This window comes from Agrobacterium sp. 22-214-1 (genome assembly GCF_053522465.1).
Genome location: NZ_JBNWCK010000001.1, coordinates 1,210,123 through 1,233,239, shown reverse-complemented (window position 1 = coordinate 1,233,239; position 23,117 = coordinate 1,210,123). Strand labels below are relative to the sequence as shown.

Genomic DNA, 23,117 nt, shown 5'->3' with positions numbered 1-23,117 from the left:
AAGGCCGAGGATGACGTAGAGCGGGCGGAGAGCGCACCAAACCGAAGCGCTCTCGCGACGCCCCAAAATCACCCGATATCCGTCGCCGAAATCTTGATGCCGAACCCCTCGAGACCGACGTAATGCCGCTCGCGTGTCGTCATCAGCTTGATGGAGCTGATACCGAGATCCTTGAGAATCTGCGCGCCGAGGCCGATTTCCAGCCATTCGTTTTCGCGCGAACGGGCCTGCGCATGCGCCTCGTCGGGATCGCGCGCCTTGCGACGTCCGGCCACCTGGCCGACGCCGACCGAGCCTTCGCGCAGATAGACGATGACGCCGCGGCCTTCCTCGGCGATCTTCTGCATGTAGTGCCGTACTGGTTGACGGTCGCCGAACACGTCGTCGGCGACATTTTCCGGGTGCAGGCGCACGGGAATATCGATGCCGTCTCTGATATCGCCGAAAATCACCGCCATATGCTGCATCGGGTCCCAGGGCAGGGAATAGGTCTGCGCCTTGGCGGGTCCGAAGGGCGTTTCGATGGTGAAGGAGGATTCCATCTCCACCAGCGTTTCCTTGCGCTGGCGATAGGCGATGAGATCGGCGACCGAAACGTGTTTCATGCCGTGTTTTTCGGCGAAATCCAGCACCTGCGGTCCGCGCATCACCGTGCCGTCGTCGTTCACCAGCTCGCTGATGACGCCGATGGGCGGCAGGCCAGCGAGCCGGCAGAGATCGACCGCCGCTTCGGTATGACCGGAGCGCATCAAGACGCCGCCCTCGCGGGAAATCAGCGGGAAGATGTGGCCCGGCCGGGTGAAATCGGAAGCACCGACATTGGGATTGGCAAGGTTGCGCACCGTCAGGGTGCGGTCATCGGCGGAAATGCCGGTCGTGGTGCCGTGCTTGAAGTCGACGCTGACGGTGAAGGCCGTGGTATGCGCGCTGTCATTTTCCGCCACCATGGCGTTGAGGTTCAGCCGCTTGGCTTCCTCGCGCGGCATGGGCGCACAGACGATGCCGGAGGTGTGACGCACGATCAGCGCCATTTTTTCAGGCGTGCAGTGAACCGCCGAAATGATCAGATCGCCTTCGTTCTCACGGTCGTCATCATCGGTCACGACAACGATTTCGCCGGCTTCGAAAGCGCGGATGGCGTCCACGACGCGTTTCTGGTCATAGGCCATGGCGATATCCCCTCACTTCAAACGGCCGGTCTGGCCGCGATCCCTCAGATAATGGTCGGCAACGGTGCAGGCGATCATCGCTTCGCCGATGGGCACGGCGCGGATGCCGACGCAGGGGTCATGGCGGCCCTTGGTGCGCACATCCACATTGTTGCCGTCGGTATCGATGGAAAGACGCTCCGTCAGAATGGAGGAAGTGGGCTTGATGGCGAAGCGGGCGATGACAGGCTCGCCGGTCGCGATGCCGCCCAGAATGCCGCCGGCATGGTTGGAGAGGAAGATCGGCTTGCCGTCATTGCCCATGCGCATCTCATCGGCATTTTCCTCGCCGGAAAGCTCGGCCGAGGCGAAACCTTCGCCGATCTCCACGCCCTTGACGGCGTTGATCGACATCAGGCTGGAGGCAATATCCTGATCGAGCTTGGCATAGATCGGCGCGCCGATGCCGGCCGGAACCCCTTCCGCCACCACTTCGACGACGGCCCCGATGGAAGAGCCGGCCTTGCGGATGCCGTCGAGATACTCTTCCCACACCGGCACCATGGCGGCATCCGGGCAGAAGAACGGGTTCTGGTCGACCTGATCCCAATCCCAGTTGTTACGGTTGATTTTGTGCTTGCCGATCTGCACCAGCGCGCCGCGCACATTGAGGCTCGGCACCACCTTGCGGGCAATCGCACCGGCGGCGACACGTGCCGCCGTCTCACGCGCGGAAGAACGTCCGCCGCCGCGATAGTCGCGAATGCCGTATTTCAGGTCATAGGTGAAATCCGCATGGCCGGGGCGGAAACGCTTGGCGATCTCGCCGTAATCCTTGGAGCGCTGGTCGGTATTTTCGATCAGCATGGAAATCGGCGTGCCGGTGGTTATCATCGTCTCGCCGTCCTCATCCAGCATCACGCCGGAGAGAACCTTGACGATGTCGTCCTCGCGGCGCTGGGTCACGAAACGGCTTTGGCCCGGTTTGCGTTTGTCCATCCAGTGCTGCACCTCGGCAAGGGTGAAGCGAATGCCGGGCGGGCAGCCATCCACCACGCAGCCGAGTGCAGGCCCGTGGCTTTCTCCCCAGGTGGTAACGCGGAAAAGATGACCGAAACTGTTATGCGACATATTTTCAAAACCGGAAAACAGGGCGCCTGCGGTGAGCGCCGTTTAAAACAAGCGGATTTGTCTTAGTGGAAAATCCGGGCAAGGCAAAAGCCTTTCTTTCGCTGCGGCGGTATAAGTGTAGGACACGGCGTCCTGGCTGGAGACCCGCATGTCCGTGCCTTCATTTCTGGGGCAGCACGGGGATGAGGGCAATGGGGCGATTCGCGCCCGCCGGAGACGTTTTTCGAAATGACGAAAATGTAAAAGCGCCGTCGTTTTCCACGTTAATCCGGAGTTTTCCAATATTGCCGGGAAATGCGGTGTAAAAATCACTAACGGCTTGAACACGATCCCAAATCCGTTCATCAATTGGGCCGAAAATGTCATGGTTGCGGGCAATTTCCGCCACATTCGAAAGGCAATTCTTCATGCATGTAAGGTTTTCACGCAAATCCACGAAAGCTAGATCGATGCGTATGATGATTGCCGCCCTTCTGGCCACCGCCAACCTCCTGATGCCCATCAACGGCTACGCCCAGAGCGTCGACGTGGAAGGCACGATCAGCAAGATCGATGCCAATGGGCTGAGCATTACGCTCAACGACGGCAAGACCTATCGCGTGCCGGAAGAGTTCAATTTCGAAGGTCTGAAAGCGGGCGTGAAGGTCGTGGTTTTCTACACGGAAGTGGATGGGAAACGCGTGGTCGACGATCTTCAGGTCGTGCAGTAAGCACCAGCCCCTCACGCCAAAACCTCCTGAAACGAGCGGATGCCTCTTGTTTCTTCTCCCCGTCGGGGAGAAGAAATACGCGGCGGCCTTTGCGCTAAATATACGGGCTGCTCGAGTAGGACGACGCAGAGGGTTATGCCCCGTGATCCCTCACCAAACCCACTCCGCACTGTTCCTGTCGATCTCGACCTTCAAAATCCGGTCCTGCGGGATTTGCGTCCTTGACGCCTCGTCCTTGTCCATGCCGGAGACCAGCCGGAAGATCGAGCGGATGACGCCGCCGTGGCAGACGCATATCGTCGGAACTTCGACGGAGGAAAGCCATGCGCCGATGCGCCAGGAGAGGATTTCATAGCTTTCGGCATCCTGGCCGGGGGGAATGAAATCCCACTTGTTGGCCTTGCGCGCCTTCACCCGGTCCGGGAACTCTTTTTTCAGCTCCGGCAGGGTTTGCCCTTCCCAGTCGCCGAAGGAAACTTCGATCAGGCGATCGTCGGTACGATAGGCCTTCGGATCGAGGCCCATCGCGCCGCGCATCAGTTCCATGGTCTCGCGCGTGCGCCCGAGCGGGCTCGCCACATAGTCGAAATCCGTGGCCTGTTCTCCCAGCAGATGCGCGAGGAGTTTGCCGTTACCGACCGCCTGCTGGCGGCCGAAATCGTTGAGCGGAATGTCTTTCTGGCCCTGAAGCCGGCGTATCGCATTCCAGTCCGTTTGTCCGTGCCGGATCACATAGACGAGCAAGGCGATACCCCGTTCTTACACTTTTCAGGCTTAGTCCTTCACCACCGAAATGTCAGGCGCATCGACCGCCTTCATGCCGATGGTGTGATAACCGGAATCGACATGATGGATTTCGCCGGTCACGCCGGTCGAAAGGTCGGACAGCAGGTACAGCGCCGACTTGCCGACTTCCTCGATGGAAACGGTGCGCTTCAGCGGCGCATTGTATTCGTTCCACTTCAGAATATAGCGGAAGTCGCCGATGCCGGAAGCTGCAAGCGTCTTGATCGGGCCGGCGGAAACGGCGTTGACGCGGATGCCGCGATTGCCGAGGTCGACGGCGAGATAACGCACGCTGGCCTCGAGAGCAGCCTTGGCCACGCCCATGACGTTGTAGTTCGGCATGACCTTTTCCGCGCCGTAATAGGTCAGCGTGATGATCGAGCCGCCGTCATTCATGACCGGCTCGGCACGCTTGGCAACGGCGGCCAGCGAGAAGACGGAAATGTCCATGGTGCGGTTGAAATTGTCGCGGCTGGTATCGAGGTAACGGCCGGTCAGCTCATCCTTGTCGGAAAAGGCGATGGCGTGCACGACGAAGTCGATCTTGCCCCAGTGCTTTTCCAGCCCGGCAAAAACCGCATCGATCGTCTCGAGATCGGTCACATCGCAGTGACCGGCCATGAAGGCGCCCAGTTCCTGCGCCAGCGGCTCGACACGCTTCTTCAGCGCGTCGCCCTGCCAGGTCAGCGCAACTTCCGCGCCCGCGTCGGCACAGGCCTTGGCGATGCCCCAAGCGATGGAACGATTATTGGCGACACCCATGATGAGGCCGCGTTTGCCAGCCATGAGGCCGGATGCCTGAGCCATTTTATGCTCCCTAGTACTTTTGATCGGTCCTGCCTATGGCATAGGCTGCAATCCTGTTCAAGATTGCCAAAGATCATCAACTGTTAGGGAGCGTAACAAAGGGTGCGTTGTCCCGGCTATTCGCAAAACTTTCACAAATAAAGGCCTTCGCGCATGTGCCGCATCAGGTCGGTCACCTTTTCATCCGGCTTTTCCAAGAGAACGATGCGCAATTCGATGACGAGATCGCCCTGTCCGCCCTTGCCGTCGGCAAGCCCCTTGCCGGTAAGCCTCAGCACACGGTCCGAGCCGGACCAGGCCGGAATGGTGATGTTTTCCTCACCGAGCGGTGTCCTGACTTTCGTTTCACACCCCAGAACCGCGTCGCTGAGCGATATCGGCAATGTCGTGTGAATATCGAAGCCACGAAGGGAAAAGGCGTCGTCACGGGCGGTCAGCAATGTCACGGCAAGGTCGCCGCGCGCCATGTTGGGAAGCTTCAGCCCCTGTCCCTTCAGCCGCACCACGTGTCCGTCGCTCATGCCGGCTTCGAGCTGGAAGCGAACCTCGCGTTCGTCGGCAAGCGACACGGTCACCCACTTGTGCTCCAGCAGATCGGCGACCGTGACGGTGGCTTCCGCAGTGATGTCCGGCGCTTTTTCGGGAGCCGGCTGCGGTGTGCGGAAACGGCGCACGAGAGCACTGAAAAGATTGGCGGCGAGCGATGCGGGCGCTGTCCTGTCATCGCCGGCGCCGGGCTGCGCGGTCTCGCCGGCGCCCGGCATATCGCTTTTTGCGGCGCCCGCGGCAGCCTTCGCCGCTTCGGCCGCCTGCTGCACCTTGGGATCGTTCTGTGCCTCCGCACCAAAAATCCGTTCGACGATATCTTCGGCGGTTTCCGCCTTGGCGTCGGTTTTCTGGCCGGTCTGCGCCCGGTTGCGGGCATCGGCGCGGGCCAGTTCCTCCATCAGCTTTTCGGCGGCCTTGGCGCGCTCGGCAGCCTCGCGCGCGGCTTCCCGCTGCTGCATGATGGTTTCGCCGCGCTGTTTCTTTTCGGCAGCCCTGCGGGCCTGATCATAGAGATCGCGCTTTTTCGGGTCTTTGAGAAGATCATAGGCCTGCCCGATCTCGGCGAATCGCTTCGAGGCGTCGGGATCGTCGCGATTGGCGTCCGGATGGACGGTTTTCGCCTTCGTGCGCCAGGCGGCCTTGATTTCCTCGTGGCGGGCGTCACGTTTTACGCCGAGGATCGAATATGGATCGCGCATGCGAAACACCAGTTACGTTGGCTCAGGCGCTGCCGCCCTTCATGGCGCAATCCTGAAACTAACCCCTCCGAAAAGGGATGCCCGCGATCATTCGCCTGCACGCCCTCGGTTTAATCAACGTCGACTGTTGCAATAAGTTGCTAATCACTCCTTTACGGAGGAAGCGCGCCGCACCGGGGCCGGCTCTATTCCATATTTAAGGGTAAACAGATTATTTCTGCTCGAAGCGGGTCAGCAGCCATTCGCCGGTTTCCGACAGGCAGGCCTGTCCCGAATAGCTCGCAACGCCCTCGAAGGAGTGGCGCGTCGTCCTGAAATCGCGGCAGACGAAGCCGCTGGATTTGTCTTCGTGAATGGCGGTGACGACGCCGGCGCTGCCGGTGGCGGCATTGGCCCAGGGCAGCGGCTGGTCGGCGAGCTTGGCGAGATCGGCCGACGTCACCGCATTGCGGATCGTCGCATCGTCCGTCTGCGGCGCATTGTTCGGCTGGTTGGGAATGGAGGCCGTGGAAAGCGAGCGGTCGACCTTGTCGCCGCCGAACAGGTCGAGGCTGACGCAGCCGCTCAGCACCACAAGCATTGACACGACGGCGGAAACTTCCGCTACCGACGAAAGGAGGCTCTTTGTTCGACTGTTCGACTTTGCTATGACGGTCACCATCTTTCGCCAGAGATCATCTCTGGGGTCCAAATCAGCTCGGGAGCATTTTAGTCAATATGTCGGAAACGGGGTTAACATCCAGTGACTTCACGGAAGAAAATGAACCGTTCACGCTTTTTGCCGAATGGCTGAAGGATGCGACGGCTTCCGAAATCAACGATCCGAACGCGGTAGCGCTTGCCACCGTGGACGAAAATGGCCTGCCGAATGTGCGCATGGTGCTGCTGAAAGGCGTCGACGACCGCGGCTTTGTTTTCTACACGAATTTCGAAAGCCAGAAGGGTCAGGAGATCCTCGGCCAGAAAAAAGCGGCCATGTGTTTCCACTGGAAAAGCCTGCGGCGACAGGTGCGCCTGCGCGGCGAGGTGGAGATCGTGAGCGACGAGGAGGCGGATATCTATTACGCCTCGCGCCCGCGCGGCAGCCGCATCGGCGCCTGGGCTTCCAAGCAGTCTCGGCCGCTGGAAGGCCGTTTCGCGCTGGAAAAGGCGGTGGCGGAATATACCGCCAGATATGCCATCGGCGATATTCCGCGTCCGTCCTACTGGTCGGGTTTCCGCATCCGCCCCGTCAGCATCGAATTCTGGCACGACCGCAAGTTCCGCCTGCATGACCGCATCGAATTCCGCCGCGAGACGCCTGACGGTGCATGGTCCAAGGTCCGCATGTATCCGTAAGGGCGGTCAGGGCAGGCCATTTACGGCCTGCCTATTTCAGCAGCGAATCGAACAGCGGCAGGCCGATGACGGCGGAGATGGCGATCAGCCCATAGCAGATGCGCCGGAACGCCGCCTCGTCGGCAAGCCCGTGCAGTCGCGCGCCGGCATAAAGCCCGGCCCCGTAAAAGGGTAGGGCCAGCAGTAAAAAGACGAAGACATCGGCGGTGAACAGGCCGCTGACAAAATAGCTGCCGGTGGAGATCACGGTCGAGATCGCGAAATATAAGATGACGTTGGCGCGCACGAAGGCGCCCTTGAGGGCGCCGCCGAGCCAATAGGCGACGACCGGCGGACCGCCCAGTTGCGCAGCCCCCGAAAACAGCCCGGCCAGAAACCCGGTAAAGAGGGTCAGCGGCGTCTTCGGCCGGCCGCTGTAACGCCAGCCGGAAAGCAGAAACAACAGCAGCATCACGACCACGGCGGAGATGATCCAGCGCAGCGTCAGCGGATCGCCGTTGGAAAGCAGCATGGTTCCAAGCGGCACGCCGACAAAGGCGCCGGCCGCCATGATGAAGACTTCGCGCCGGTCCGCCATGCGCCATGCGGGCGGTATCATGCCGAGCGTCAGCACGGCGTCCACCACCAGCAGCACTGCCGAGGCGACACGCGGCCCGACGATGGCGCTTGCGAGCGGGATGAAGATGAGCGCCGCACCGAAACCGGAAAAGCCGCGGGCAAGGCCGGCGAGAAAGGCGGCGCCCGCAAACATGGCGAGCAGAGTCGGACTATGTGCGGTGATGAGGGACGAGAAAAAATCGAGGTGGGACATGGGCGATGGCACGGTTGTTCGAATATCTTTTCTCTATCCCGCTTGCATGTACATGTCGCGGAAATTTCAGTTCATGGCTGCGTGACGCCCTGACGGGTCGACGCCGTCAGAGAATCATGATTAGAGTTGTAGTGCATGAACAAAGGATGAACAAATGTTTGCTGACATGATGCCTCGGTTTGAAGAGGCCTCGCAAAAATATGCCGCTGAAAACGGAATATTCCGCGACCCGGACTGGTACATGCTGAAGCTTCAGGAAGAGGTTGGCGAGGTCACACAGGCCTGGAATCGGCTGACAGGACGGGGGCGCATTAAGGGCAGGAGCAAAGAGGAGATGAAGCGGGATCTGGCCGACGAAACCGCCGATCTGCTCGGCCATGTGCTGTTGCTGGCCCATTATAACGGTCTCGATATTGAAGGAGCGATCGAGCGTAAGTGGCGTTTCAAGCCGGGAGCCTGACGATGCGCCGAACGGCGGCTTGATCCTTGAGGTATCTCGCCTCTGGCGATACGGCTAGGAAAGGGCGACGATAAAGAACAGGATCGCAAGAGCGGCAGCCACAGGCGTCATCACCAGCCGCTCCGGGCGGCTTTTCGACATTGCGTTCAATCCAGCGCTCACCGCCAGATAGCAGGCGATGATCCAGATGCAGGGTTCGATCCAGCCGGATGGCCAGATGTGAGCATAACCTGCCTTTTGCAGCGGAAAGGACGCGAAAAAGGCATAAATAAGCGGAACCGCCGCGCTGGCAATTCTTTGCCGGACCGGCAACACCCGGTGCGCGCCGCCCCAGGCAAGGCGTCCGAAGGGTGCACCGGCTGCAAGGGCAATCTGGAATAAGCACAGAACCAGCAGTATCAGCGTTACGAGCGACACGGCAAAAGGCGGCATGATCACCCCGCTTATGGATGCGCCGACAAGGGCGTTCGACCAATCTCGGCGTTACAGCCGAGATGAGCCTCATCATGAAGCAGGATGGCTAAGGACATATGACGCCTCTCCGCACTTTCAGCCCGATTTTCATCTCACTCAGGCCTGCGCCTTTTGCAGAAGGCCGGCCACCGCATGCAGGTCGCTTGCAACGGCAATGCACTTCTCCCGCATTTCCTCGGTCGGCGGCGCCACGTCCGGCACCATGATCGTCATCATGCCCGCCGATGTCGCGGAGCGCACGCCTGAATAGGAATCCTCCAGCGCAAGGCAGCGGCCCGGATCGAGGGAAAGCCGTCGGGCTGCGGTGAGATAGGGCATGGGTGCGGGTTTCGGCTCGGTATAGTCGCCGCGTGCGACGATGGTGTCGAAACGTCTGAGAAGATCGTGGGGGCCGAGATGGCGCGTCACCGAATCGTGCCGCGATGAGGTGGCGATGGCGCGGCGGATATCGAGCCGGTCGAGCAGATCGAGAATGTCGATGACGCCCGGCTTCAGCGCCACGCCTTCCGCCATCATCACGCCAAGATGCCGGAGCCAGGCGTCGCGGAAGCTGTCGATGGGAAAATCCGCGCCATAATCGGCAAAGATGGTGCCGGTGATGACGTCCCACGGGCTGCCGCAGACCTTCTGATAGGTCTCGACCTTCATTCCGTGGCCGCCTTCATCCGAGGCCGCCAGAAATGAATCGCGATAGAGCCTCTCGCTCTCGATCAGCAATCCGTCCATGTCGAAAACCACGGCCTGCGGAAGAAAAGGCAGCATGACTTAACCGAACCGGAAGGGGCGTTCGCCGAGGCTCTCGAACGGGCGGATCAGATAACCGTCCGGATCGGCGACGATGAATTGCCGGTTGCCCACTTCGACCGTGCCGCGCCTGTACCATTTTTCCTCCAGCGGCATGACGAGGTCGATGGAGGATCGCTCCAGCCGGGAAAGAATAGGTTGCAGGGAGGGAACGGCGAGCTGCAGGTTCATGCCGCGGCCGAGCGGAAATTCGAGCGCGGCATTGTCCGTCACGAATGTCCGGGTCGCGCCGATCTGGTCGATCATCAGCTGGGCATCCCCCAGCGCCAGATAGGTGAAACCCTCCTCGGGGCGCTCATAGACCACATGAAAACCGATCAGGTCGCAATAAAAGGCGCGGCTTTTCTGCCAGTCGCTGACGGCAAGTTCAGGAACGAGGGCATTTCGTATGATGGTCATGGTCTCCTTTGCCGCGCAGGCCCCGGGGTGGGAGGAGGGCCTGCCATGAGGGATGATCTTACCGTCTTCCCGGCCGCATGCCAGAGGAAACCTCATCATGGCAGCCATGTGCGGGGTTATGGGCTGACAGGGCGGCGAGAGGCTCAGTGCGGTTGCGACTCTTTCTGCCGTCATTCCGGCCTTGAGCCGGAATCCAGCCAGCCCAAGTCCTTGGGCTGAAAAGAGTCGTCCCGCCGCGCCGACGCGCGTCGACTGGATTCCGGCTCAAGGCCGGAATGACGGACCGGGTATAGGGTGCCACGTCGTTTTGTCCGCGTTATCGACTCAACTGAGTGCAATCACCCGAAAGCCACCGCCTAAGCCTTCGTACCGCCGACGGTGATCTGGTCCATGCGCAGATGCGGCTGGCCGACGCCGACCGGCACCCATTGTCCGGCCTTGCCGCAATTGCCGATGCCGGTATCGAGCTTGGAATCGTTGCCGATCATCGACACGCGCTTCATCGCATCCGGCCCGTTGCCGATCAGCATCGCGCCCTTTACCGGCGCGCCGATCCTGCCGTTTTCGATGAGGTAAGCCTCGGTGCAGCCGAACACGAATTTGCCGGAGGTGATATCCACCTGGCCGCCGCCGAAGGAGACGGCATAGATGCCCTTCTTCACGGAGGCGATGATCTCTTCCGGCGTCTTGTCGCCTGATAGCATATAGGTATTGGTCATGCGTGGCATCGGCACATAGGCGTAGCCCTGCCGGCGGCCGTTGCCGGTAGGCCTGGCGCCCATCAGCCGGGCGTTCTGCCGGTCCTGCATGTAACCGACCAGCCTGCCGTTCTCGATCAGCACATTATAGCCGGAAGGCGTACCTTCATCGTCGATCGTCAGCGAGCCGCGGCGGCTGTCGATGGTGCCGTCATCCACCACGGTCACGCCGGGGGCGGCAACCATTTCGCCCATCAGGCCGGCGAAGGCCGAGGTTTTCTTGCGGTTGAAATCGCCTTCCAGACCGTGGCCCACCGCCTCGTGCAGCATGACGCCCGGCCAGCCGGAGCCGAGCACCACATCCATGGTGCCGGCCGGCGCATCGATGGCGGTGAGGTTGACGAGCGCCTGGCGCAGCGCTTCATCCGCACCGCGCTGCCAGTTTTCCGTGGTGATGAAATCGCTGAAGCCGACGCGGCCGCCAATGCCGTAGGAGCCGCTTTCCTGCCGGTCGCCTTCGCCCGCCACGACGGAAACATTGATGCGGGTCATCGGCCGGATATCGCTGACGCGATGGCCGTCGGCCCGCAGGATGTCCACCACCTGCCAGCTTGCGGAAATCGTCGCCGTCACCTGCCGGACCTTGTCGTCCTTGTCGCGCAGATAGGCGTCGATATCGGTGAGGAGCTTCACCTTCTCCTCGAAGCTTGGGCTGCCGATCGGGTTCTCGTCACCATAGAGTTTCTTGTTGGTGCGCTGTGGTGCGGCTGCATAGGAGCCGGAATAACCCTTGGTCACCGCACCCACTGCATCGGAAGCACGTTTCAGCGCGCCCTGCGACAGCTCGCCCGCATGGGCATAGCCCACCGTTTCGCCGGCGACGGCGCGCAGGCCGAAACCCTGATCGGTGTTGAAGGAACCGCCCTTCAGCCGGCCATTATCGAAAGTCAGCGATTCGGCCTGGGCATGTTCGATGAAAAGCTCGCCATCGTCAGCGCCGGCGAGCGCCTCGCCGACGAGCTTGCGCAATTGCGTTTCGTCGCAATCGAAGAGTTTTACAAGATCGTCGGTCATGGGAGGCTCCAGTCATTATCGTTCAATGACCGATTTAGGCACTGGAGCGGACGGACGCAAGGCTGTCCGGCAATGGCAGGCTTTAAGGAAGCGCGTCGTAGCCCTCGGCAAAGCCGGAAAGCTCGATCGGAATGCCGACGCGATCCTGATCCACGGCTTCGCGCAGCGCGAAAACGGCATTCTTGCCGGCGCGCAGAACCTTCAGCAGCTCGTCGTCGATATCCACTTCCACATAGCAGCCTTCGGAGAAGCAGCGGGTGAAATAGGCGCGGCCGATATTATTATTGTCGATATAAAGCTCCATGCCATCCTTCAAAAGCACGCCGAGCGGCGCGAGGATGCGCAGGATGCGCGACTTGCGGTCGGCCGTCTTCAGCACCACCACCGAAAGCCCAACTTCCGGGCGGTCATCGGCGATCACGTTCTGCATCAGCGCGCATTGTTCTTCGGACGCACCCGCCGGCTTGTCGCAGATGACAGACCATGCTCCATGCGTCGACTTCGGCGTGCCGGGCGGCTGCTGTTGCGCCAGCGCCGCAGCGGCGGGAGCGATGATGGCAAGACCGGCGGCGGCAAGAAAAGTGCGCGCGAGCGGGGAAAGACGCATGGATACCTCTGGGATTCGAATCAGTGCGGCTATTTTGACGCCATAATCCGGAAAAAAAAGCCTCAGGCCTTCAATTCCAGCGGAGTTGGGCGGAAATAGGACCTCTCTTGCGGTATGGGCGTCTGATTTGCCCGGCGCGACATTCATTATCCGGCGATGAAACTGGCGGCAAAACCGGCTGTGAGAAGGGGCTTTGTCGCATTTGGGCTGTTTGAAACCGCGTTCGGCCGGTCCGGTGAGGCGTGGGGTGAGAGAAAGTCGCCGTGGATTGACCAATGGCAAAATTGGGGCGCATCCGTGTCCCGACGCATATTGCGGCAGAGGACAAACTGTGGTTTGAAGTTAGTACCATAAGCATGGATTCTGCGTCTGTGATTGATCTAGATCAGACGCGTGAGGGAGAGGGTACCGTGACGAATAGGATTTACGCAGCACTGGCGGGGATGACCTGTCTGCTCACGGCTGTCGGCGCCCACGCCGATCAGCCGGTGCATTGGCAAATGGGCATGCAGGAGGCCGCCACGCCGATCATGCACGAAATACGCTGGTTCGAACAATATACGCTTTGGTTCATTGTTCCGGTTACGCTTTTCGTTCTTGCGCTGCTCATCGTCGTCGCCCTGAAATTCCGCGCCGCGAAAAATCCGGTGGCTTCCAAGACCAGCCATAACACGGCGATCGAGGTGGTCTGGACGCTGGCGCCGGTTCTCATTCTCCTGTTCCTTGCTTTCCCGTCGTTCAATCTCTTGAACGCGCAGCTCACGCAGCCGGAAAACCCCGATGTGACGCTGAAGGCGACCGCCACGCAATGGCTGTGGAGCTATGAATATACGGCCGCCGAAGGCGCCGAGCCGGTTTCCTTCGACAGCTACATGCTGAAGGACCAGGATCGCGCCGCCGCGGGCAAGGAAGACAGGGCCCGCTATCCGCGTCTTCTGGCGGTAGACAATGAAATGGTCGTTCCGGTCGGCAAGACCGTTCGCCTGCTCGTCACCGCCGCACCGACGGATGTGATCCATTCCTTCGCCATGCCGGCTTTCGGCGTCAAGATCGACGCCGTTCCCGGCCGCCTGAACGAAACCTGGTTCAAGGCGGAAAAAGAGGGCCTTTATTACGGTCAGTGTTCCGAGCTTTGCGGCAAGGACCATGCCTTCATGCCGATCGCCATTCGGGTGGTTTCCGAACAGCAGTACAACACCTGGCTCACCGCCGCCGCCTCTGACCTGAGCGGCGCGAACCGGGCGCTGATGGCCTCTGTCGATGGCGCTCCGCGCACCGTCGACGTTGCCGCCAACGAAACCAACTGACTCTGGAGTGAGGACAATGGCTGGACCTTCCGCACACGACGATCATCACTCGCATGGTCATTCCGCACATGACGATCACTCGCATGATGCACATCATTCCCATACGCCGGGCTTCTTCGCCCGCTGGTTCCTGTCGACCAACCACAAGGACATCGGCACGCTCTACCTGATCTTCGCGATCATCGCCGGTATCGTCGGCGGCGGGCTTTCCGTCGTCATGCGCATGGAGCTTCAGGAGCCGGGCATCCAGATCTTCCACGGTCTGGCGTCCATGGTCTACGGCTTCGAGGGTGACGCCGCCATCGACGGCGGCAAGCACATGTTCAACGTGTTCACCACCGCGCACGCGCTGATCATGATCTTCTTCATGGTCATGCCGGCGCTGATCGGCGGCTTCGCCAACTGGATGATCCCGATCATGATCGGTGCTCCGGACATGGCTTTCCCGCGCCTGAACAACATCTCCTTCTGGCTGATCGTTCCGGCTTTCATCCTTCTCATTCTCTCGCTCTTCGTCGAGGGCCCTGCGGGCGCCTACGGTGTCGGTGGCGGCTGGACCATGTATCCGCCTCTATCGACCAGCGGCATGCCTGGACCGGCGGTGGATCTGGCGATCTTCGCGCTGCACGTTTCTGGCGCGTCGTCGATCCTCGGTGCGATCAACTTCATCACCACCATCCTCAACATGCGCGCGCCGGGTATGACGCTGCACAAGATGCCGCTCTTCGCCTGGTCGGTCCTCGTCACCGCGTTCCTGCTGCTGCTTTCGCTGCCGGTTCTGGCGGGCGGCATCACCATGCTTCTGACCGACCGTAACTTCGGCACGGCATTCTTCTCGCCGGAAGGCGGCGGTGACCCGATCCTTTACCAGCACCTGTTCTGGTTCTTCGGCCATCCGGAAGTCTACATCCTGATCCTGCCGGGCTTCGGCATCATCAGCCACATCGTCTCCACCTTCTCCAAGAAGCCGGTCTTCGGTTACCTCGGCATGGCCTATGCCATGGTCGCCATCGGCGCCGTCGGCTTCATCGTCTGGGCCCACCACATGTACACGGTCGGCCTGTCGCTCGAAGCGCAGCGCTACTTCGTCTTCGCCACCATGGTCATCGCGGTGCCAACGGGTATCAAGATCTTCTCGTGGATTGCGACCATGTGGGGCGGTTCGCTGACCTTCTCGACCCCGATGGTCTGGGCGATCGGCTTCATCTTCCTGTTCACGGTCGGCGGCGTCACCGGCGTCCAGCTCGCCAATGCCGGTCTCGACCGTTCGCTGCACGACACCTATTACGTGGTGGCGCACTTCCACTACGTTCTGTCGCTCGGCGCGGTCTTCGCGATCTTTGCCGGTTGGTATTACTGGTTCCCGAAGATCACCGGCTACATGTACAGCGAATTCCTCGGCAAGCTGCATTTCTGGGTCATGTTCGTGGGCGTGAACCTCGTGTTCTTCCCGCAGCACTTCCTCGGTCTTGCCGGCATGCCGCGCCGCTATATCGATTATCCCGATGCCTATGCCGGCTGGAACATGGTATCGTCCTACGGTTCCTACATCTCGGCCGTTGGCGTGCTGATCTTCCTCTTCTGCGTCTGGGAAGCCTTCGCAAAGAAGCGGATCGCCGGCAACAATCCCTGGGGCGAAGGTGCGACGACGCTCGAATGGCAGCTGTCTTCGCCGCCGCCCTACCACCAGTGGGAACAGCTGCCGCGCATTCGCTGATGCGCGGGCCGGAAGGCGCGGGCAGGGCCTGCGAATTCCCGGCGCTGAAAATGAGGGACGGCACGGTTCGGTCCGTGCCGTTTCCCGAACGGGCAGTCTCTCCTGCCGCGTGACATTTTGTCCAAGCGATGCCTGCCGTCCGACGTGATACATGCCCCGGACGTGATAAATGCCAAATCTGGCCTTTATGAAATGCAAGCGCAGACGAATGGCGGCAGGGTGCGGCGAAAAGCCGGAAAATGGCATCGGTTTTGCCCGGCGCCGCTCATGCCAGGACGTTCGGGACCCATGAATTGACGCATCGCGCATGCCGGAAATCACATTCGTTTTCGGGCCGGTGCAGGGGACGTCGCTTCACGCGGCGTTCGAAGGAAACAGGACAGGAAATGAGCATTATCGACAATCGCGACATGCTGGGCGTGAAGGGCTCCGAACTTTCGGAAGCCGGCGCGCGCGATTATTTCGAATTGCTGAAGCCGCGCGTCATGTCGCTCGTCGTCTTCACGGCCTTTGCGGGCCTCGTGCTGGCGCCGGGTGAAATCAACCCGGTGCTCGGCATCATCGCCATTCTCTGCATCGCCGTCGGCGCCGGCGCATCCGGTGCGCTCAACATGTGGTACGATGCCGATATCGACGCCGTGATGAGCCGCACCGCCCGGCGGCCGATCCCGTCCGGCCGCATCGCGCCGCGCGAGGCGCTGGCCTTCGGGCTGACGCTGTCGGCCTTTTCGGTGGTCATTCTCGGCCTTGCGGTCAACTGGTTCTCGGCCGGCCTGCTCGCCTTCACCATCTTCTTTTACGCCGTCATCTATACGATGTGGCTGAAGCGCTCGACGCCGCAGAACATCGTCATCGGCGGTGCGGCCGGCGCTTTCCCGCCCATGCTCGGCTGGGCCTGCGTCACCGGCGGCGTTTCGCTGGACAGCATCATCCTGTTCCTCATCATCTTCCTGTGGACACCGGCGCATTTCTGGGCGCTGGCGCTGTTCAAGATGCGCGATTACGGCGCCGTCGGCATTCCGATGATGCCGAACGTGGTCGGCGAACGCTCGACCAAGAACCAGATGATCGTTTATGCGGTGCTGACCGCGGCGGCGGCCGTCGCACCTTATTTCACCGGCCTTGCGAGCGCCGGCTACGGCATTTTCGCCGCCGTGCTGAGCGCGATCTTCGTTTACTGTTCGCTCGATGTCCGACGCATGCCTGAGGGCGACGAGAAGATGCTGCCGGCCAAGAAGATGTTCGCCTATTCGGTGCTTTACCTTTTTGCGATTTTCTCCGGCCTTCTGGCCGATCATTTCGCGCCGGCCCTGAAGGCCGTCATGTCGGGAGTCCTGTGATGGAAACGGTGGAACTGAGCGCGGCGCAGAAAAAATCGAGACGTGGGCGCAACATCGCGCTCGGCGTCCTGCTCGCCGGCCTGGTGGTGCTGTTCTACATCATCACCATCATCAAGATCGGCTCGCACTGACGCGCTGATCGAGGGGAGAGGAGGAGGAGATGGCGAATATGGAAGCGCAGACGGCAGGGACCGGCAGGCAGCGGGTGAGCAATCGCTCCATCCTCGTGCTTTGTCTCGTGTTTTTCTGCGCCATGATCGGCATGGCCTATGCCGCCGTACCGCTTTATACGCTGTTCTGCCGTGTCACGGGCTATAACGGCACCACCCAGCGCGTCGAGCAATATTCCGACGTCATCCTCGACAAGACCATCAACGTCACCTTCGACGCCAATACGTCGAACGGCCTTAACTGGGATTTCCAGCCGGTCGACAAAAAGGTCACGCCGAAAATCGGCGAAACGGTGCAGGTGACGTTCAAGGCGACGAACCGTTCACCCGTGGCGACCACGGGCACGGCGGTCTTCAACGTCACACCGATGGAAGCCGGCGCCTATTTCAACAAGGTGGAGTGCTTCTGCTTCACCGAAACGACGCTGCAGCCGGGTGAAACGCTGGAGATGCCGGTGGTGTTCTTCGTCGATCCTGACATCGCCACGGCGCGCGAGACCAAGAGCATTCATACTTTAACGCTGTCCTATACGTTTTATCCGGCCAAAACCGAAAAACCGGTTGCGTCCTTGCCGGTAAAGACTTCATCTGGCGAAAGCAAATTGTGAGAGGAGATCTGGCCTTTTATCGAAGGCCGGATCAGGGAAGAGACATTCGGGGATTGTCGCAATGGCAGATACGCATCAAAAGAACCACGACTACCACATCATCGATCCAAGCCCCTGGCCGCTTCTGGCCTCGATCGGCGCCTTCATCCTGACCTTCGGTGGCGTCTGTTACATGCGTTACCTGTCGGGCGGCTCCTTCAAGCTGTTCGGCGCGGAACTGGCCAATCCCTGGCTGTTCTATATCGGCCTCGTCATCGTGCTTTACACCATGTACGCATGGTGGTCCGACACGATCAAGGAAGCCCATGAGGGCAACCACACCCGCGTCGTCTCGCTTCACCTGCGTTACGGCATGATCATGTTCATCGCCTCGGAGGTGATGTTCTTCGTGGCGTGGTTCTGGGCCTATTTCGATGCCAGCCTCTTCCCGCACGAGGCCATTCAGGCGTCGCGCCTCGAATATACCGGCGGCCAATGGCCGCCCAAGGGCATCGAGGTGATCGATCCCTGGCACCTGCCGCTCTACAACACCGTCATCCTGCTTTTGTCGGGCACCTGCGTCACCTGGGCGCACCATGCCCTGCTGCACAATGACCGCAAGGGCCTGATCACCGGTCTGTTGCTCACCGTCGCGCTCGGCGTCCTGTTCTCCACCGTGCAGGTTTACGAATACATGCACGCGCCGTTCGACTTCAAGAATTCGATCTACGGCGCGACCTTCTTCATGGCCACCGGTTTCCACGGTTTCCACGTCTTCGTCGGCACGGTCTTCCTGCTGGTCTGCCTGTTCCGCGCCGTTGGCGGCGGTTTCACGCCCAAGCAGCATTTCGGTTTCGAAGCGGCTGCCTGGTACTGGCACTTCGTTGACGTCGTCTGGCTGTTCCTGTTCTTCGCCATCTATATCTGGGGTGGCTGGGGCGCGCCGCTGCACGGCTGATTGCACCGATAATGAAGGGGCGGCAAGTCGCCGCCCTGATGTCCAGGGCGAGCTTCCCGCACGCCCGGCGCCATTCCCGGGCTCGACCCGGGAATCCAGATCGGTAGTGTGCAATCCTCGGGTCAAGTCCGGGGATGACGGAGGAGGGAGATTGGGCCTCCGTCGACACTTCACGGGCAGCGGTTGCTGCCCTCGTGCCTGAACCCTCTCCAACAGGGCGGTTTGCAGGCGGAAGCGGGAGGTCGTCATGTCTGAACCATCAAACGGCAATTTCGCGCCGGTCGATCCCATCAAGGTCGGGCTCAAAGGCTGCTGCCCGCGCTGCGGCAACGGACGGCTGTTCGACGGCTTTCTGACCATAAAACCCGCCTGCAGCGCCTGCGGACTGGATTACGGTTTTGCCGATGCGGGCGATGGCCCGGCGGTTTTCGTCATGCTGATCGTCGGTTTTCTGGTCGTCGGGCTGGCGCTCTGGTTCGATCAGCGATTTGCGCCGCCGGTCTGGGTGCATGTCATGCTGTGGTTGCCGTTTACGGTGATTGTCTCCCTCGTGCTGCTGCGCAAGCTGAAAGGGATCATGATTGCGCTGCAATACCGCAACAATGCAAGCGAAGGCAGGCTTGATCGTGAATGACGTTTCCCACATGAAGGCGGCGGAAAGGCGGGTCTGGTTCGCCGCGCCGCTGGTGCTGCTGGCGCTTGCCATTCTTCTCGGGCTCGGCACCTGGCAGGTGAAGCGTCTCTACTGGAAAGAGGCGCTGATTGCCGATATCGAGGAGCGGCGGAGCGCGAGCCCGGCGCCCCTCTCCGACATAGAGGCGATCGCGAAAAGCGGCGGCGATATCGAATACCGCACCGTCAGCCTTTCCGGCACCTTCGATCATGCCCGCGAGCGGCATTTCTTCGCCACCCATCAGGGGCAAACCGGCTATTACATCTATACGCCGCTGACGCTCGCCGATGGCCGCATTCTCTTCGTCAATCGCGGCTTCGTGCCCTTCGAGATGAAGGAACCGGCCAAACGGCCCGACGGGCAGGTTGCCGGCGAGGTGACGATCACCGGGCTTTCGCGCGCGCCGCTGGTTGCAAAACCGTCCTCGCTGCTGCCCGATAACGATATCGCCAAGAACATCTTCTACTGGAAGGATCTGGCGGCCATGGCCTCCAGCGCCGATATCCCGCCCGACCGGCTGGTCCACCTCTTCGTAGATGCTGACAACGCGCCTAACCCGGGCGGCTGGCCACAGGGTGGCGTGACGCTGATAGATTTGCCCAACAATCACCTGCAATATGCGATAACGTGGTATGGGTTGGCGGCGGCCCTTGTCATCGTCGCCGGTTTTGCCTATTTCCGGAACGGTAAGGCGCAGGGTGAATAAAGCGCAGCCCGTCCGGTAAGGCAGCTTGTCGGGCAAGGCCATGAAGCACGGCCCAAGGAGCAGGCCAAGGAGCTGGAATGAACATCGCCGTTTCCAAACCCCCTTTGACGATAAGGCTGTGCGGACCGCGCGGCTTTTGCGCGGGCGTGGACCGGGCGATCCAGATCGTCGTGCTGGCGCTGAAGGCCTATGGCGCACCCGTCTATGTCCGCCACGAAATCGTGCATAACCGTTATGTGGTGGAAGGGCTGGAAGCCAAGGGCGCGGTTTTCGTCGAGGAACTGCATGAAATTCCGGCGGAGCACCGCGAGCAGCCGGTGGTTTTCTCGGCCCACGGCGTGCCGAAATCCGTGCCGGAGGATGCGCAGGCGCGTAATCTCTTTTATCTCGATGCCACTTGCCCGCTGGTCTCCAAGGTTCACAAGCAGGCCATGCGCCATCAGCGCCTCGGCCGCCATGTGGTGCTGATCGGCCATGCCGGCCACCCCGAGGTCATCGGCACCATGGGCCAGCTTCCGGAAGGAACGGTCTCGCTCATCGAGACGGTGGAAGATGCCGGCCGTTATGAACCGGCGGACCGCGAAAATCTCGGCTTCGTCACCCAGACGACACTTTCGGTCGATGACACGGCCGGCGTCATCGCCAGGCTGCAGGAACGTTTCCCGGCCATTCAGGCGCCCGCCGCCGACAGCATCTGTTACGCAACCACCAACCGTCAGGATGCGGTGAAGCAGGCGGCCCCCGGCTGCGACCTCTTCATCGTCGTCGGCGCGCCCAATTCCTCCAACTCCAAGCGGCTTGTGGAAGTGGCCCTGCGGGCCGGTGCACAGCGTTCCGTGCTGGTGCAGCGGGCCTCGGAAATCGACTGGAATGAAATCGGCGATATCCGCACCGTCGGCCTTTCGGCCGGCGCATCCGCACCGGAGGTCATCGTCGATGAGATCATCGAAGCCTTCAAGGCGCGTTTCGATACGACGCTCGATCTCGCCGTGACAGTCGAGGAAACGGAACATTTCCTCGTCAATCGCGAGTTGCGCAGCATCGAGCTGACGACGGACGACATGGCTTTCGTGAACGGCAATGCCAATGATGCGCTGCCGCCGAAAACCGCCGCCGGCATCTGAAGCGGGATGGCGCTGAATGCGGGCGGTTTCCGTCCCACATGCGTCATCTCCACCCGAGATTTCCACTCCATCCTTTATCAAGAGATTTGAAATTGGCAGTTTATACGGACATCACCGAAGATGATCTGAGGAATTTCCTCACGCAATATGACGTCGGCAGCCTCACCTCCTATAAGGGTATTGCCGAAGGCGTCGAAAACTCCAATTTCCTGCTGCATACCACCAAGGACCCGCTGATTCTCACGCTTTATGAAAAGCGCGTGGAGAAATCCGATCTGCCCTTCTTCCTCGGCCTCATGCAGCATCTGGCCGCCAAGGGTCTGTCCTGCCCCCTGCCGCTGCCGCGCAAGGATGGCGAATTGCTGGGAGAGCTATCGGGCCGGCCGGCGGCGCTCATCTCCTTTCTCGAAGGCATGTGGCTGAGAAAGCCGGAAGCGAAACATTGCCGCGAAGTCGGCAGGGCGCTGGCCGCCATGCATCTGGCGGGCGAGGGGTTCGAGATCAAGCGGCCGAACGCGCTTTCCGTCGAAGGCTGGAAGGTGCTTTGGGACAAGTCCGAAGCGCGCGCCGACGAGGTGGAGAAGGGCCTGAAAGACGAGATTCGCCCCGAGATCGATTATCTCGCCGCCCATTGGCCGAAGAATCTGCCGGCCGGCGTCATCCATGCGGATCTGTTCCAGGACAATGTGTTCTTCCTCGGCGATGAACTGTCCGGCCTGATCGACTTTTATTTCGCCTGCAACGACCTGCTCGCTTATGACGTGTCGATCTGCCTCAATGCCTGGTGCTTCGAAAAGGATGGCGCTTACAACGTCACCAAGGGCAAGGCGCTGCTGGAAGGTTACCAGTCGGTGCGCCCATTGAGCGCAGCGGAGCTGGAGGCACTGCCGCTTCTGGCGCGCGGTTCGGCGCTGCGTTTCTTCCTCACCCGCCTTTATGACTGGCTGACGACGCCGGAAGGCGCGCTGGTGGTCAAGAAGGACCCGCTGGAATATCTGCGCAAGCTGCGGTTCCACCGTTCCATCGCCACTGTTGCCGAATATGGGCTGGCGGGCGAATGAAACATGTCGATATTTTCACCGATGGCGCCTGCTCCGGCAATCCCGGTCCCGGCGGCTGGGGCGCCGTGCTGCGTTACGGTGAGGTGGAGAAGGAACTCTTGGGCGGCGAGGCCGAGACCACCAATAACCGCATGGAATTAATGGCGGCGATCTCGGCGCTCAATGCGCTGAAAAGCCCCTGCGAGGTCGATCTTTATACCGACAGCGCCTATGTGAAGGACGGCATCACCAAGTGGATTTTCGGCTGGAAAAAGAAGGGCTGGAAAACCGCCGATAACAAGCCGGTCAAGAATGTTGAACTATGGCAGGCGCTGGAAGCGGCGCAGCAACGCCATAAGGTTACCCTGCACTGGGTCAAGGGCCATGCCGGCCACCCGGAAAACGAACGCGCCGACGAGTTGGCGCGAAAGGGCATGGAGCCCTTCAAACGGCGGTAATGGAAGCCTGCTCTATTTCGGGCCGGGCAAATCCGCGCTGGCGGCCCCGTTATCGGGGGTTGTGAAAACCGAAACCCGACCTATCTTGTCGTCAAGGGGCGCTCCGGTAGCGCTCAACGGAGGAGAGAAATCCGGATGATCCTGCATTGTGTATTTCTACGCTTCAAGGCTGCAACGGCCTCTTCTGAAAAACACGCAATATTCGAGGCGATTGCCGCCCTGAAGGATGTGATACCCGGCATCATCGATGTGAAATACGGCCAGAATGTCTCACCCGAAGGGCTGAATGGCGGTTTTGTCGACGGTTTCATCGTGACGCTGGAAAGCCCCGAGGCCCGCGACGACTATCTCGCCCATCCCAAGCACATGGAAGTGGGGGAACGTCTCGTGTCGCTCACCGATGGCGGTCTCGCCGGGCTTCTGGTGTTCGATATGAATGTTTGAGAGAGCGGCTCCTCGCCGCTCTCTTGCGTCATGCTCGGGCCTGTCCCGAGCATCTGCAACGTCTCGATTGAATTGGACGTGATTAGATCCTCGGCACAG

General features: G+C 60.7%; 28 protein-coding genes. 15 read left to right on the top strand and 13 right to left on the bottom strand.

The window, feature by feature from the left end:
- Nucleotides 1-68: 68 nt before the first annotated feature.
- From ribB to ACQZ5G_RS06260, 3 genes are all read right to left on the bottom strand, one after another.
- Nucleotides 69-1,169 (bottom strand): 3,4-dihydroxy-2-butanone-4-phosphate synthase, encoded by a 1,101-nt coding sequence (ribB, locus tag ACQZ5G_RS06270; RefSeq protein WP_003521085.1) that lies wholly within the window; start codon nt 1,167-1,169, stop codon nt 69-71.
- Nucleotides 1,170-1,181: 12 nt separating this feature from the next.
- A complete protein-coding gene (gene aroC / locus ACQZ5G_RS06265; RefSeq protein ID WP_448737400.1) occupies nt 1,182-2,279 on the bottom strand; it encodes a chorismate synthase in 1,098 nt (365 codons plus the stop codon).
- A 160-nt stretch (nt 2,280-2,439) separates the two neighbouring features.
- Nucleotides 2,440-2,688 (bottom strand): hypothetical protein, encoded by a 249-nt coding sequence (locus ACQZ5G_RS06260; protein WP_448737401.1) that lies wholly within the window; start codon nt 2,686-2,688, stop codon nt 2,440-2,442.
- 40 nt (nt 2,689-2,728) lie between these two features.
- On the opposite strand from ACQZ5G_RS06260, the gene ACQZ5G_RS06255 reads away from it, so the two are divergent.
- Complete coding sequence (locus ACQZ5G_RS06255; protein ID WP_003521088.1) at nt 2,729-2,989, top strand: DUF1344 domain-containing protein; 261 nt, start codon at nt 2,729-2,731, stop codon at nt 2,987-2,989.
- A gap of 150 nt (nt 2,990-3,139) precedes the next feature.
- Here the strand turns inward: ACQZ5G_RS06255 and ACQZ5G_RS06250 are convergent, their stop codons facing one another.
- The 4 genes from ACQZ5G_RS06250 to ACQZ5G_RS06235 form a co-directional block, all read right to left on the bottom strand.
- The gene (locus ACQZ5G_RS06250; RefSeq protein WP_448737402.1) at nt 3,140-3,733 is read right to left on the bottom strand and encodes a histidine phosphatase family protein; all 594 of its coding nucleotides are present in this window, start codon (nt 3,731-3,733) and stop codon (nt 3,140-3,142) included.
- A 30-nt stretch (nt 3,734-3,763) separates the two neighbouring features.
- Nucleotides 3,764-4,582 (bottom strand): enoyl-ACP reductase FabI, encoded by an 819-nt coding sequence (gene fabI / locus ACQZ5G_RS06245; RefSeq protein ID WP_003521090.1) that lies wholly within the window; start codon nt 4,580-4,582, stop codon nt 3,764-3,766.
- Nucleotides 4,583-4,713: 131 nt separating this feature from the next.
- Nucleotides 4,714-5,829, bottom strand: coding sequence for a DnaJ C-terminal domain-containing protein (locus ACQZ5G_RS06240; RefSeq protein ID WP_448737403.1), 1,116 nt, complete (start codon nt 5,827-5,829; stop codon nt 4,714-4,716).
- 211 nt (nt 5,830-6,040) lie between these two features.
- On the bottom strand, nt 6,041-6,490 hold the full coding sequence (locus ACQZ5G_RS06235; protein ID WP_059760835.1) for an RT0821/Lpp0805 family surface protein: 450 nt from the start codon (nt 6,488-6,490) through the stop codon (nt 6,041-6,043).
- 56 nt (nt 6,491-6,546) lie between these two features.
- Between ACQZ5G_RS06235 and pdxH the strand changes: the two genes are divergently transcribed.
- A complete protein-coding gene (pdxH, locus tag ACQZ5G_RS06230; protein WP_304982265.1) occupies nt 6,547-7,167 on the top strand; it encodes a pyridoxamine 5'-phosphate oxidase in 621 nt (206 codons plus the stop codon).
- 31 nt (nt 7,168-7,198) lie between these two features.
- Here pdxH and ACQZ5G_RS06225 read toward each other — a convergent pair whose 3' ends face one another.
- On the bottom strand, nt 7,199-7,978 hold the full coding sequence (locus ACQZ5G_RS06225) for a sulfite exporter TauE/SafE family protein (RefSeq protein WP_448737404.1): 780 nt from the start codon (nt 7,976-7,978) through the stop codon (nt 7,199-7,201).
- A 154-nt stretch (nt 7,979-8,132) separates the two neighbouring features.
- Here ACQZ5G_RS06225 and ACQZ5G_RS06220 point away from each other — a divergent pair, with 154 nt between their 5' ends.
- A complete protein-coding gene (locus tag ACQZ5G_RS06220) occupies nt 8,133-8,438 on the top strand; it encodes a pyrophosphohydrolase domain-containing protein (protein WP_003521095.1) in 306 nt (101 codons plus the stop codon).
- A 54-nt stretch (nt 8,439-8,492) separates the two neighbouring features.
- On the opposite strand, the gene ACQZ5G_RS06215 is transcribed toward ACQZ5G_RS06220, so the two are convergent.
- The 5 genes from ACQZ5G_RS06215 to ACQZ5G_RS06195 form a co-directional block, all read right to left on the bottom strand.
- Nucleotides 8,493-8,870, bottom strand: a complete 378-nt coding sequence (locus ACQZ5G_RS06215; RefSeq protein WP_448737405.1) for a hypothetical protein — start codon at nt 8,868-8,870, stop codon at nt 8,493-8,495.
- A 138-nt stretch (nt 8,871-9,008) separates the two neighbouring features.
- Complete coding sequence (locus ACQZ5G_RS06210) at nt 9,009-9,674, bottom strand: HAD family hydrolase (protein ID WP_196379531.1); 666 nt, start codon at nt 9,672-9,674, stop codon at nt 9,009-9,011.
- Nucleotides 9,675-9,677: 3 nt separating this feature from the next.
- Nucleotides 9,678-10,115, bottom strand: coding sequence for a bleomycin resistance protein (locus ACQZ5G_RS06205; protein WP_003521098.1), 438 nt, complete (start codon nt 10,113-10,115; stop codon nt 9,678-9,680).
- Between the two features lie 356 nt (nt 10,116-10,471).
- Nucleotides 10,472-11,887 carry a metalloprotease TldD gene (gene tldD, locus ACQZ5G_RS06200; RefSeq protein ID WP_003521099.1) on the bottom strand — a complete coding sequence of 472 codons (1,416 nt, stop codon included), beginning with the start codon at nt 11,885-11,887 and terminating at the stop codon, nt 10,472-10,474.
- A gap of 82 nt (nt 11,888-11,969) precedes the next feature.
- Nucleotides 11,970-12,494 (bottom strand): invasion associated locus B family protein, encoded by a 525-nt coding sequence (locus ACQZ5G_RS06195; protein WP_003521101.1) that lies wholly within the window; start codon nt 12,492-12,494, stop codon nt 11,970-11,972.
- Between the two features lie 443 nt (nt 12,495-12,937).
- Here ACQZ5G_RS06195 and coxB point away from each other — a divergent pair, with 443 nt between their 5' ends.
- The 12 genes from coxB to ACQZ5G_RS06135 all read left to right on the top strand — a co-directional run bounded on the left by coxB (nt 12,938) and on the right by ACQZ5G_RS06135 (nt 23,018).
- Nucleotides 12,938-13,801, top strand: coding sequence for a cytochrome c oxidase subunit II (coxB, locus tag ACQZ5G_RS06190; protein ID WP_003521102.1), 864 nt, complete (start codon nt 12,938-12,940; stop codon nt 13,799-13,801).
- A 16-nt stretch (nt 13,802-13,817) separates the two neighbouring features.
- Entirely contained in the window at nt 13,818-15,518 is a 1,701-nt protein-coding gene (gene ctaD / locus ACQZ5G_RS06185; RefSeq protein ID WP_003521103.1) for a cytochrome c oxidase subunit I, read from the top strand.
- 386 nt (nt 15,519-15,904) lie between these two features.
- Nucleotides 15,905-16,858 carry a heme o synthase gene (cyoE, locus tag ACQZ5G_RS06180; RefSeq protein WP_003521104.1) on the top strand — a complete coding sequence of 318 codons (954 nt, stop codon included), beginning with the start codon at nt 15,905-15,907 and terminating at the stop codon, nt 16,856-16,858.
- Nucleotides 16,858-16,989 (top strand): hypothetical protein, encoded by a 132-nt coding sequence (locus tag ACQZ5G_RS06175; protein ID WP_003521105.1) that lies wholly within the window; start codon nt 16,858-16,860, stop codon nt 16,987-16,989. Before cyoE ends, ACQZ5G_RS06175 begins: the two co-directional genes overlap by 1 nt.
- Before the next feature lie 29 nt (nt 16,990-17,018).
- On the top strand, nt 17,019-17,636 hold the full coding sequence (locus tag ACQZ5G_RS06170) for a cytochrome c oxidase assembly protein (RefSeq protein ID WP_003521106.1): 618 nt from the start codon (nt 17,019-17,021) through the stop codon (nt 17,634-17,636).
- A gap of 61 nt (nt 17,637-17,697) precedes the next feature.
- Nucleotides 17,698-18,573 carry a cytochrome c oxidase subunit 3 gene (locus ACQZ5G_RS06165; RefSeq protein WP_003521107.1) on the top strand — a complete coding sequence of 292 codons (876 nt, stop codon included), beginning with the start codon at nt 17,698-17,700 and terminating at the stop codon, nt 18,571-18,573.
- Nucleotides 18,574-18,820: 247 nt separating this feature from the next.
- On the top strand, nt 18,821-19,207 hold the full coding sequence (locus ACQZ5G_RS06160) for a DUF983 domain-containing protein (RefSeq protein WP_003521108.1): 387 nt from the start codon (nt 18,821-18,823) through the stop codon (nt 19,205-19,207).
- A 10-nt stretch (nt 19,208-19,217) separates the two neighbouring features.
- Nucleotides 19,218-19,952, top strand: coding sequence for an SURF1 family protein (locus ACQZ5G_RS06155; protein ID WP_448737603.1), 735 nt, complete (start codon nt 19,218-19,220; stop codon nt 19,950-19,952).
- A 77-nt stretch (nt 19,953-20,029) separates the two neighbouring features.
- Nucleotides 20,030-21,076, top strand: a complete 1,047-nt coding sequence (ispH, locus tag ACQZ5G_RS06150) for a 4-hydroxy-3-methylbut-2-enyl diphosphate reductase (RefSeq protein ID WP_003521111.1) — start codon at nt 20,030-20,032, stop codon at nt 21,074-21,076.
- A 92-nt stretch (nt 21,077-21,168) separates the two neighbouring features.
- Entirely contained in the window at nt 21,169-22,137 is a 969-nt protein-coding gene (locus ACQZ5G_RS06145; protein ID WP_448737406.1) for a homoserine kinase, read from the top strand.
- Entirely contained in the window at nt 22,134-22,574 is a 441-nt protein-coding gene (rnhA, locus tag ACQZ5G_RS06140) for a ribonuclease HI (protein ID WP_065654308.1), read from the top strand. The genes ACQZ5G_RS06145 and rnhA overlap by 4 nt, the downstream gene beginning before the upstream one ends.
- A 135-nt stretch (nt 22,575-22,709) precedes the next feature.
- Nucleotides 22,710-23,018 carry a Dabb family protein gene (locus tag ACQZ5G_RS06135; RefSeq protein ID WP_003521114.1) on the top strand — a complete coding sequence of 103 codons (309 nt, stop codon included), beginning with the start codon at nt 22,710-22,712 and terminating at the stop codon, nt 23,016-23,018.
- The last annotated feature ends 99 nt before the right edge of the window (nt 23,019-23,117 follow it).

Bases quoted from the DNA above. Each gene is read 5' to 3' on its own strand.
- ACQZ5G_RS06160 (WP_003521108.1), top strand. From the start codon at position 18,821: ATGTCTGAACCATCAAACGGCAATTTCGCGCCGGTCGATCCCATCAAG.
- ctaD (WP_003521103.1), top strand. From the start codon at position 13,818: ATGGCTGGACCTTCCGCACACGACGATCATCACTCGCATGGTCATTCC.
- ACQZ5G_RS06235 (WP_059760835.1), bottom strand. From the start codon at position 6,490: ATGGTGACCGTCATAGCAAAGTCGAACAGTCGAACAAAGAGCCTCCTT.
- ACQZ5G_RS06240 (WP_448737403.1), bottom strand. From the start codon at position 5,829: ATGCGCGATCCATATTCGATCCTCGGCGTAAAACGTGACGCCCGCCAC.
- coxB (WP_003521102.1), top strand. From the start codon at position 12,938: ATGACCTGTCTGCTCACGGCTGTCGGCGCCCACGCCGATCAGCCGGTG.
- aroC (WP_448737400.1), bottom strand. From the start codon at position 2,279: ATGTCGCATAACAGTTTCGGTCATCTTTTCCGCGTTACCACCTGGGGA.
- ACQZ5G_RS06195 (WP_003521101.1), bottom strand. From the start codon at position 12,494: ATGCGTCTTTCCCCGCTCGCGCGCACTTTTCTTGCCGCCGCCGGTCTT.
- ispH (WP_003521111.1), top strand. From the start codon at position 20,030: ATGAACATCGCCGTTTCCAAACCCCCTTTGACGATAAGGCTGTGCGGA.
- pdxH (WP_304982265.1), top strand. From the start codon at position 6,547: ATGTCGGAAACGGGGTTAACATCCAGTGACTTCACGGAAGAAAATGAA.
- cyoE (WP_003521104.1), top strand. From the start codon at position 15,905: ATGAGCATTATCGACAATCGCGACATGCTGGGCGTGAAGGGCTCCGAA.
- fabI (WP_003521090.1), bottom strand. From the start codon at position 4,582: ATGGCTCAGGCATCCGGCCTCATGGCTGGCAAACGCGGCCTCATCATG.
- ACQZ5G_RS06260 (WP_448737401.1), bottom strand. From the start codon at position 2,688: ATGAAGAATTGCCTTTCGAATGTGGCGGAAATTGCCCGCAACCATGAC.
- ACQZ5G_RS06210 (WP_196379531.1), bottom strand. From the start codon at position 9,674: ATGCTGCCTTTTCTTCCGCAGGCCGTGGTTTTCGACATGGACGGATTG.
- ACQZ5G_RS06225 (WP_448737404.1), bottom strand. From the start codon at position 7,978: ATGTCCCACCTCGATTTTTTCTCGTCCCTCATCACCGCACATAGTCCG.
- ACQZ5G_RS06255 (WP_003521088.1), top strand. From the start codon at position 2,729: ATGCGTATGATGATTGCCGCCCTTCTGGCCACCGCCAACCTCCTGATG.
- ribB (WP_003521085.1), bottom strand. From the start codon at position 1,169: ATGGCCTATGACCAGAAACGCGTCGTGGACGCCATCCGCGCTTTCGAA.
- ACQZ5G_RS06170 (WP_003521106.1), top strand. From the start codon at position 17,019: ATGGCGAATATGGAAGCGCAGACGGCAGGGACCGGCAGGCAGCGGGTG.
- rnhA (WP_065654308.1), top strand. From the start codon at position 22,134: ATGAAACATGTCGATATTTTCACCGATGGCGCCTGCTCCGGCAATCCC.
- ACQZ5G_RS06175 (WP_003521105.1), top strand. From the start codon at position 16,858: ATGGAAACGGTGGAACTGAGCGCGGCGCAGAAAAAATCGAGACGTGGG.
- tldD (WP_003521099.1), bottom strand. From the start codon at position 11,887: ATGACCGACGATCTTGTAAAACTCTTCGATTGCGACGAAACGCAATTG.
- ACQZ5G_RS06215 (WP_448737405.1), bottom strand. From the start codon at position 8,870: ATGCCGCCTTTTGCCGTGTCGCTCGTAACGCTGATACTGCTGGTTCTG.
- ACQZ5G_RS06205 (WP_003521098.1), bottom strand. From the start codon at position 10,115: ATGACCATCATACGAAATGCCCTCGTTCCTGAACTTGCCGTCAGCGAC.
- ACQZ5G_RS06220 (WP_003521095.1), top strand. From the start codon at position 8,133: ATGTTTGCTGACATGATGCCTCGGTTTGAAGAGGCCTCGCAAAAATAT.
- ACQZ5G_RS06155 (WP_448737603.1), top strand. From the start codon at position 19,218: ATGAAGGCGGCGGAAAGGCGGGTCTGGTTCGCCGCGCCGCTGGTGCTG.
- ACQZ5G_RS06135 (WP_003521114.1), top strand. From the start codon at position 22,710: ATGATCCTGCATTGTGTATTTCTACGCTTCAAGGCTGCAACGGCCTCT.
- ACQZ5G_RS06165 (WP_003521107.1), top strand. From the start codon at position 17,698: ATGGCAGATACGCATCAAAAGAACCACGACTACCACATCATCGATCCA.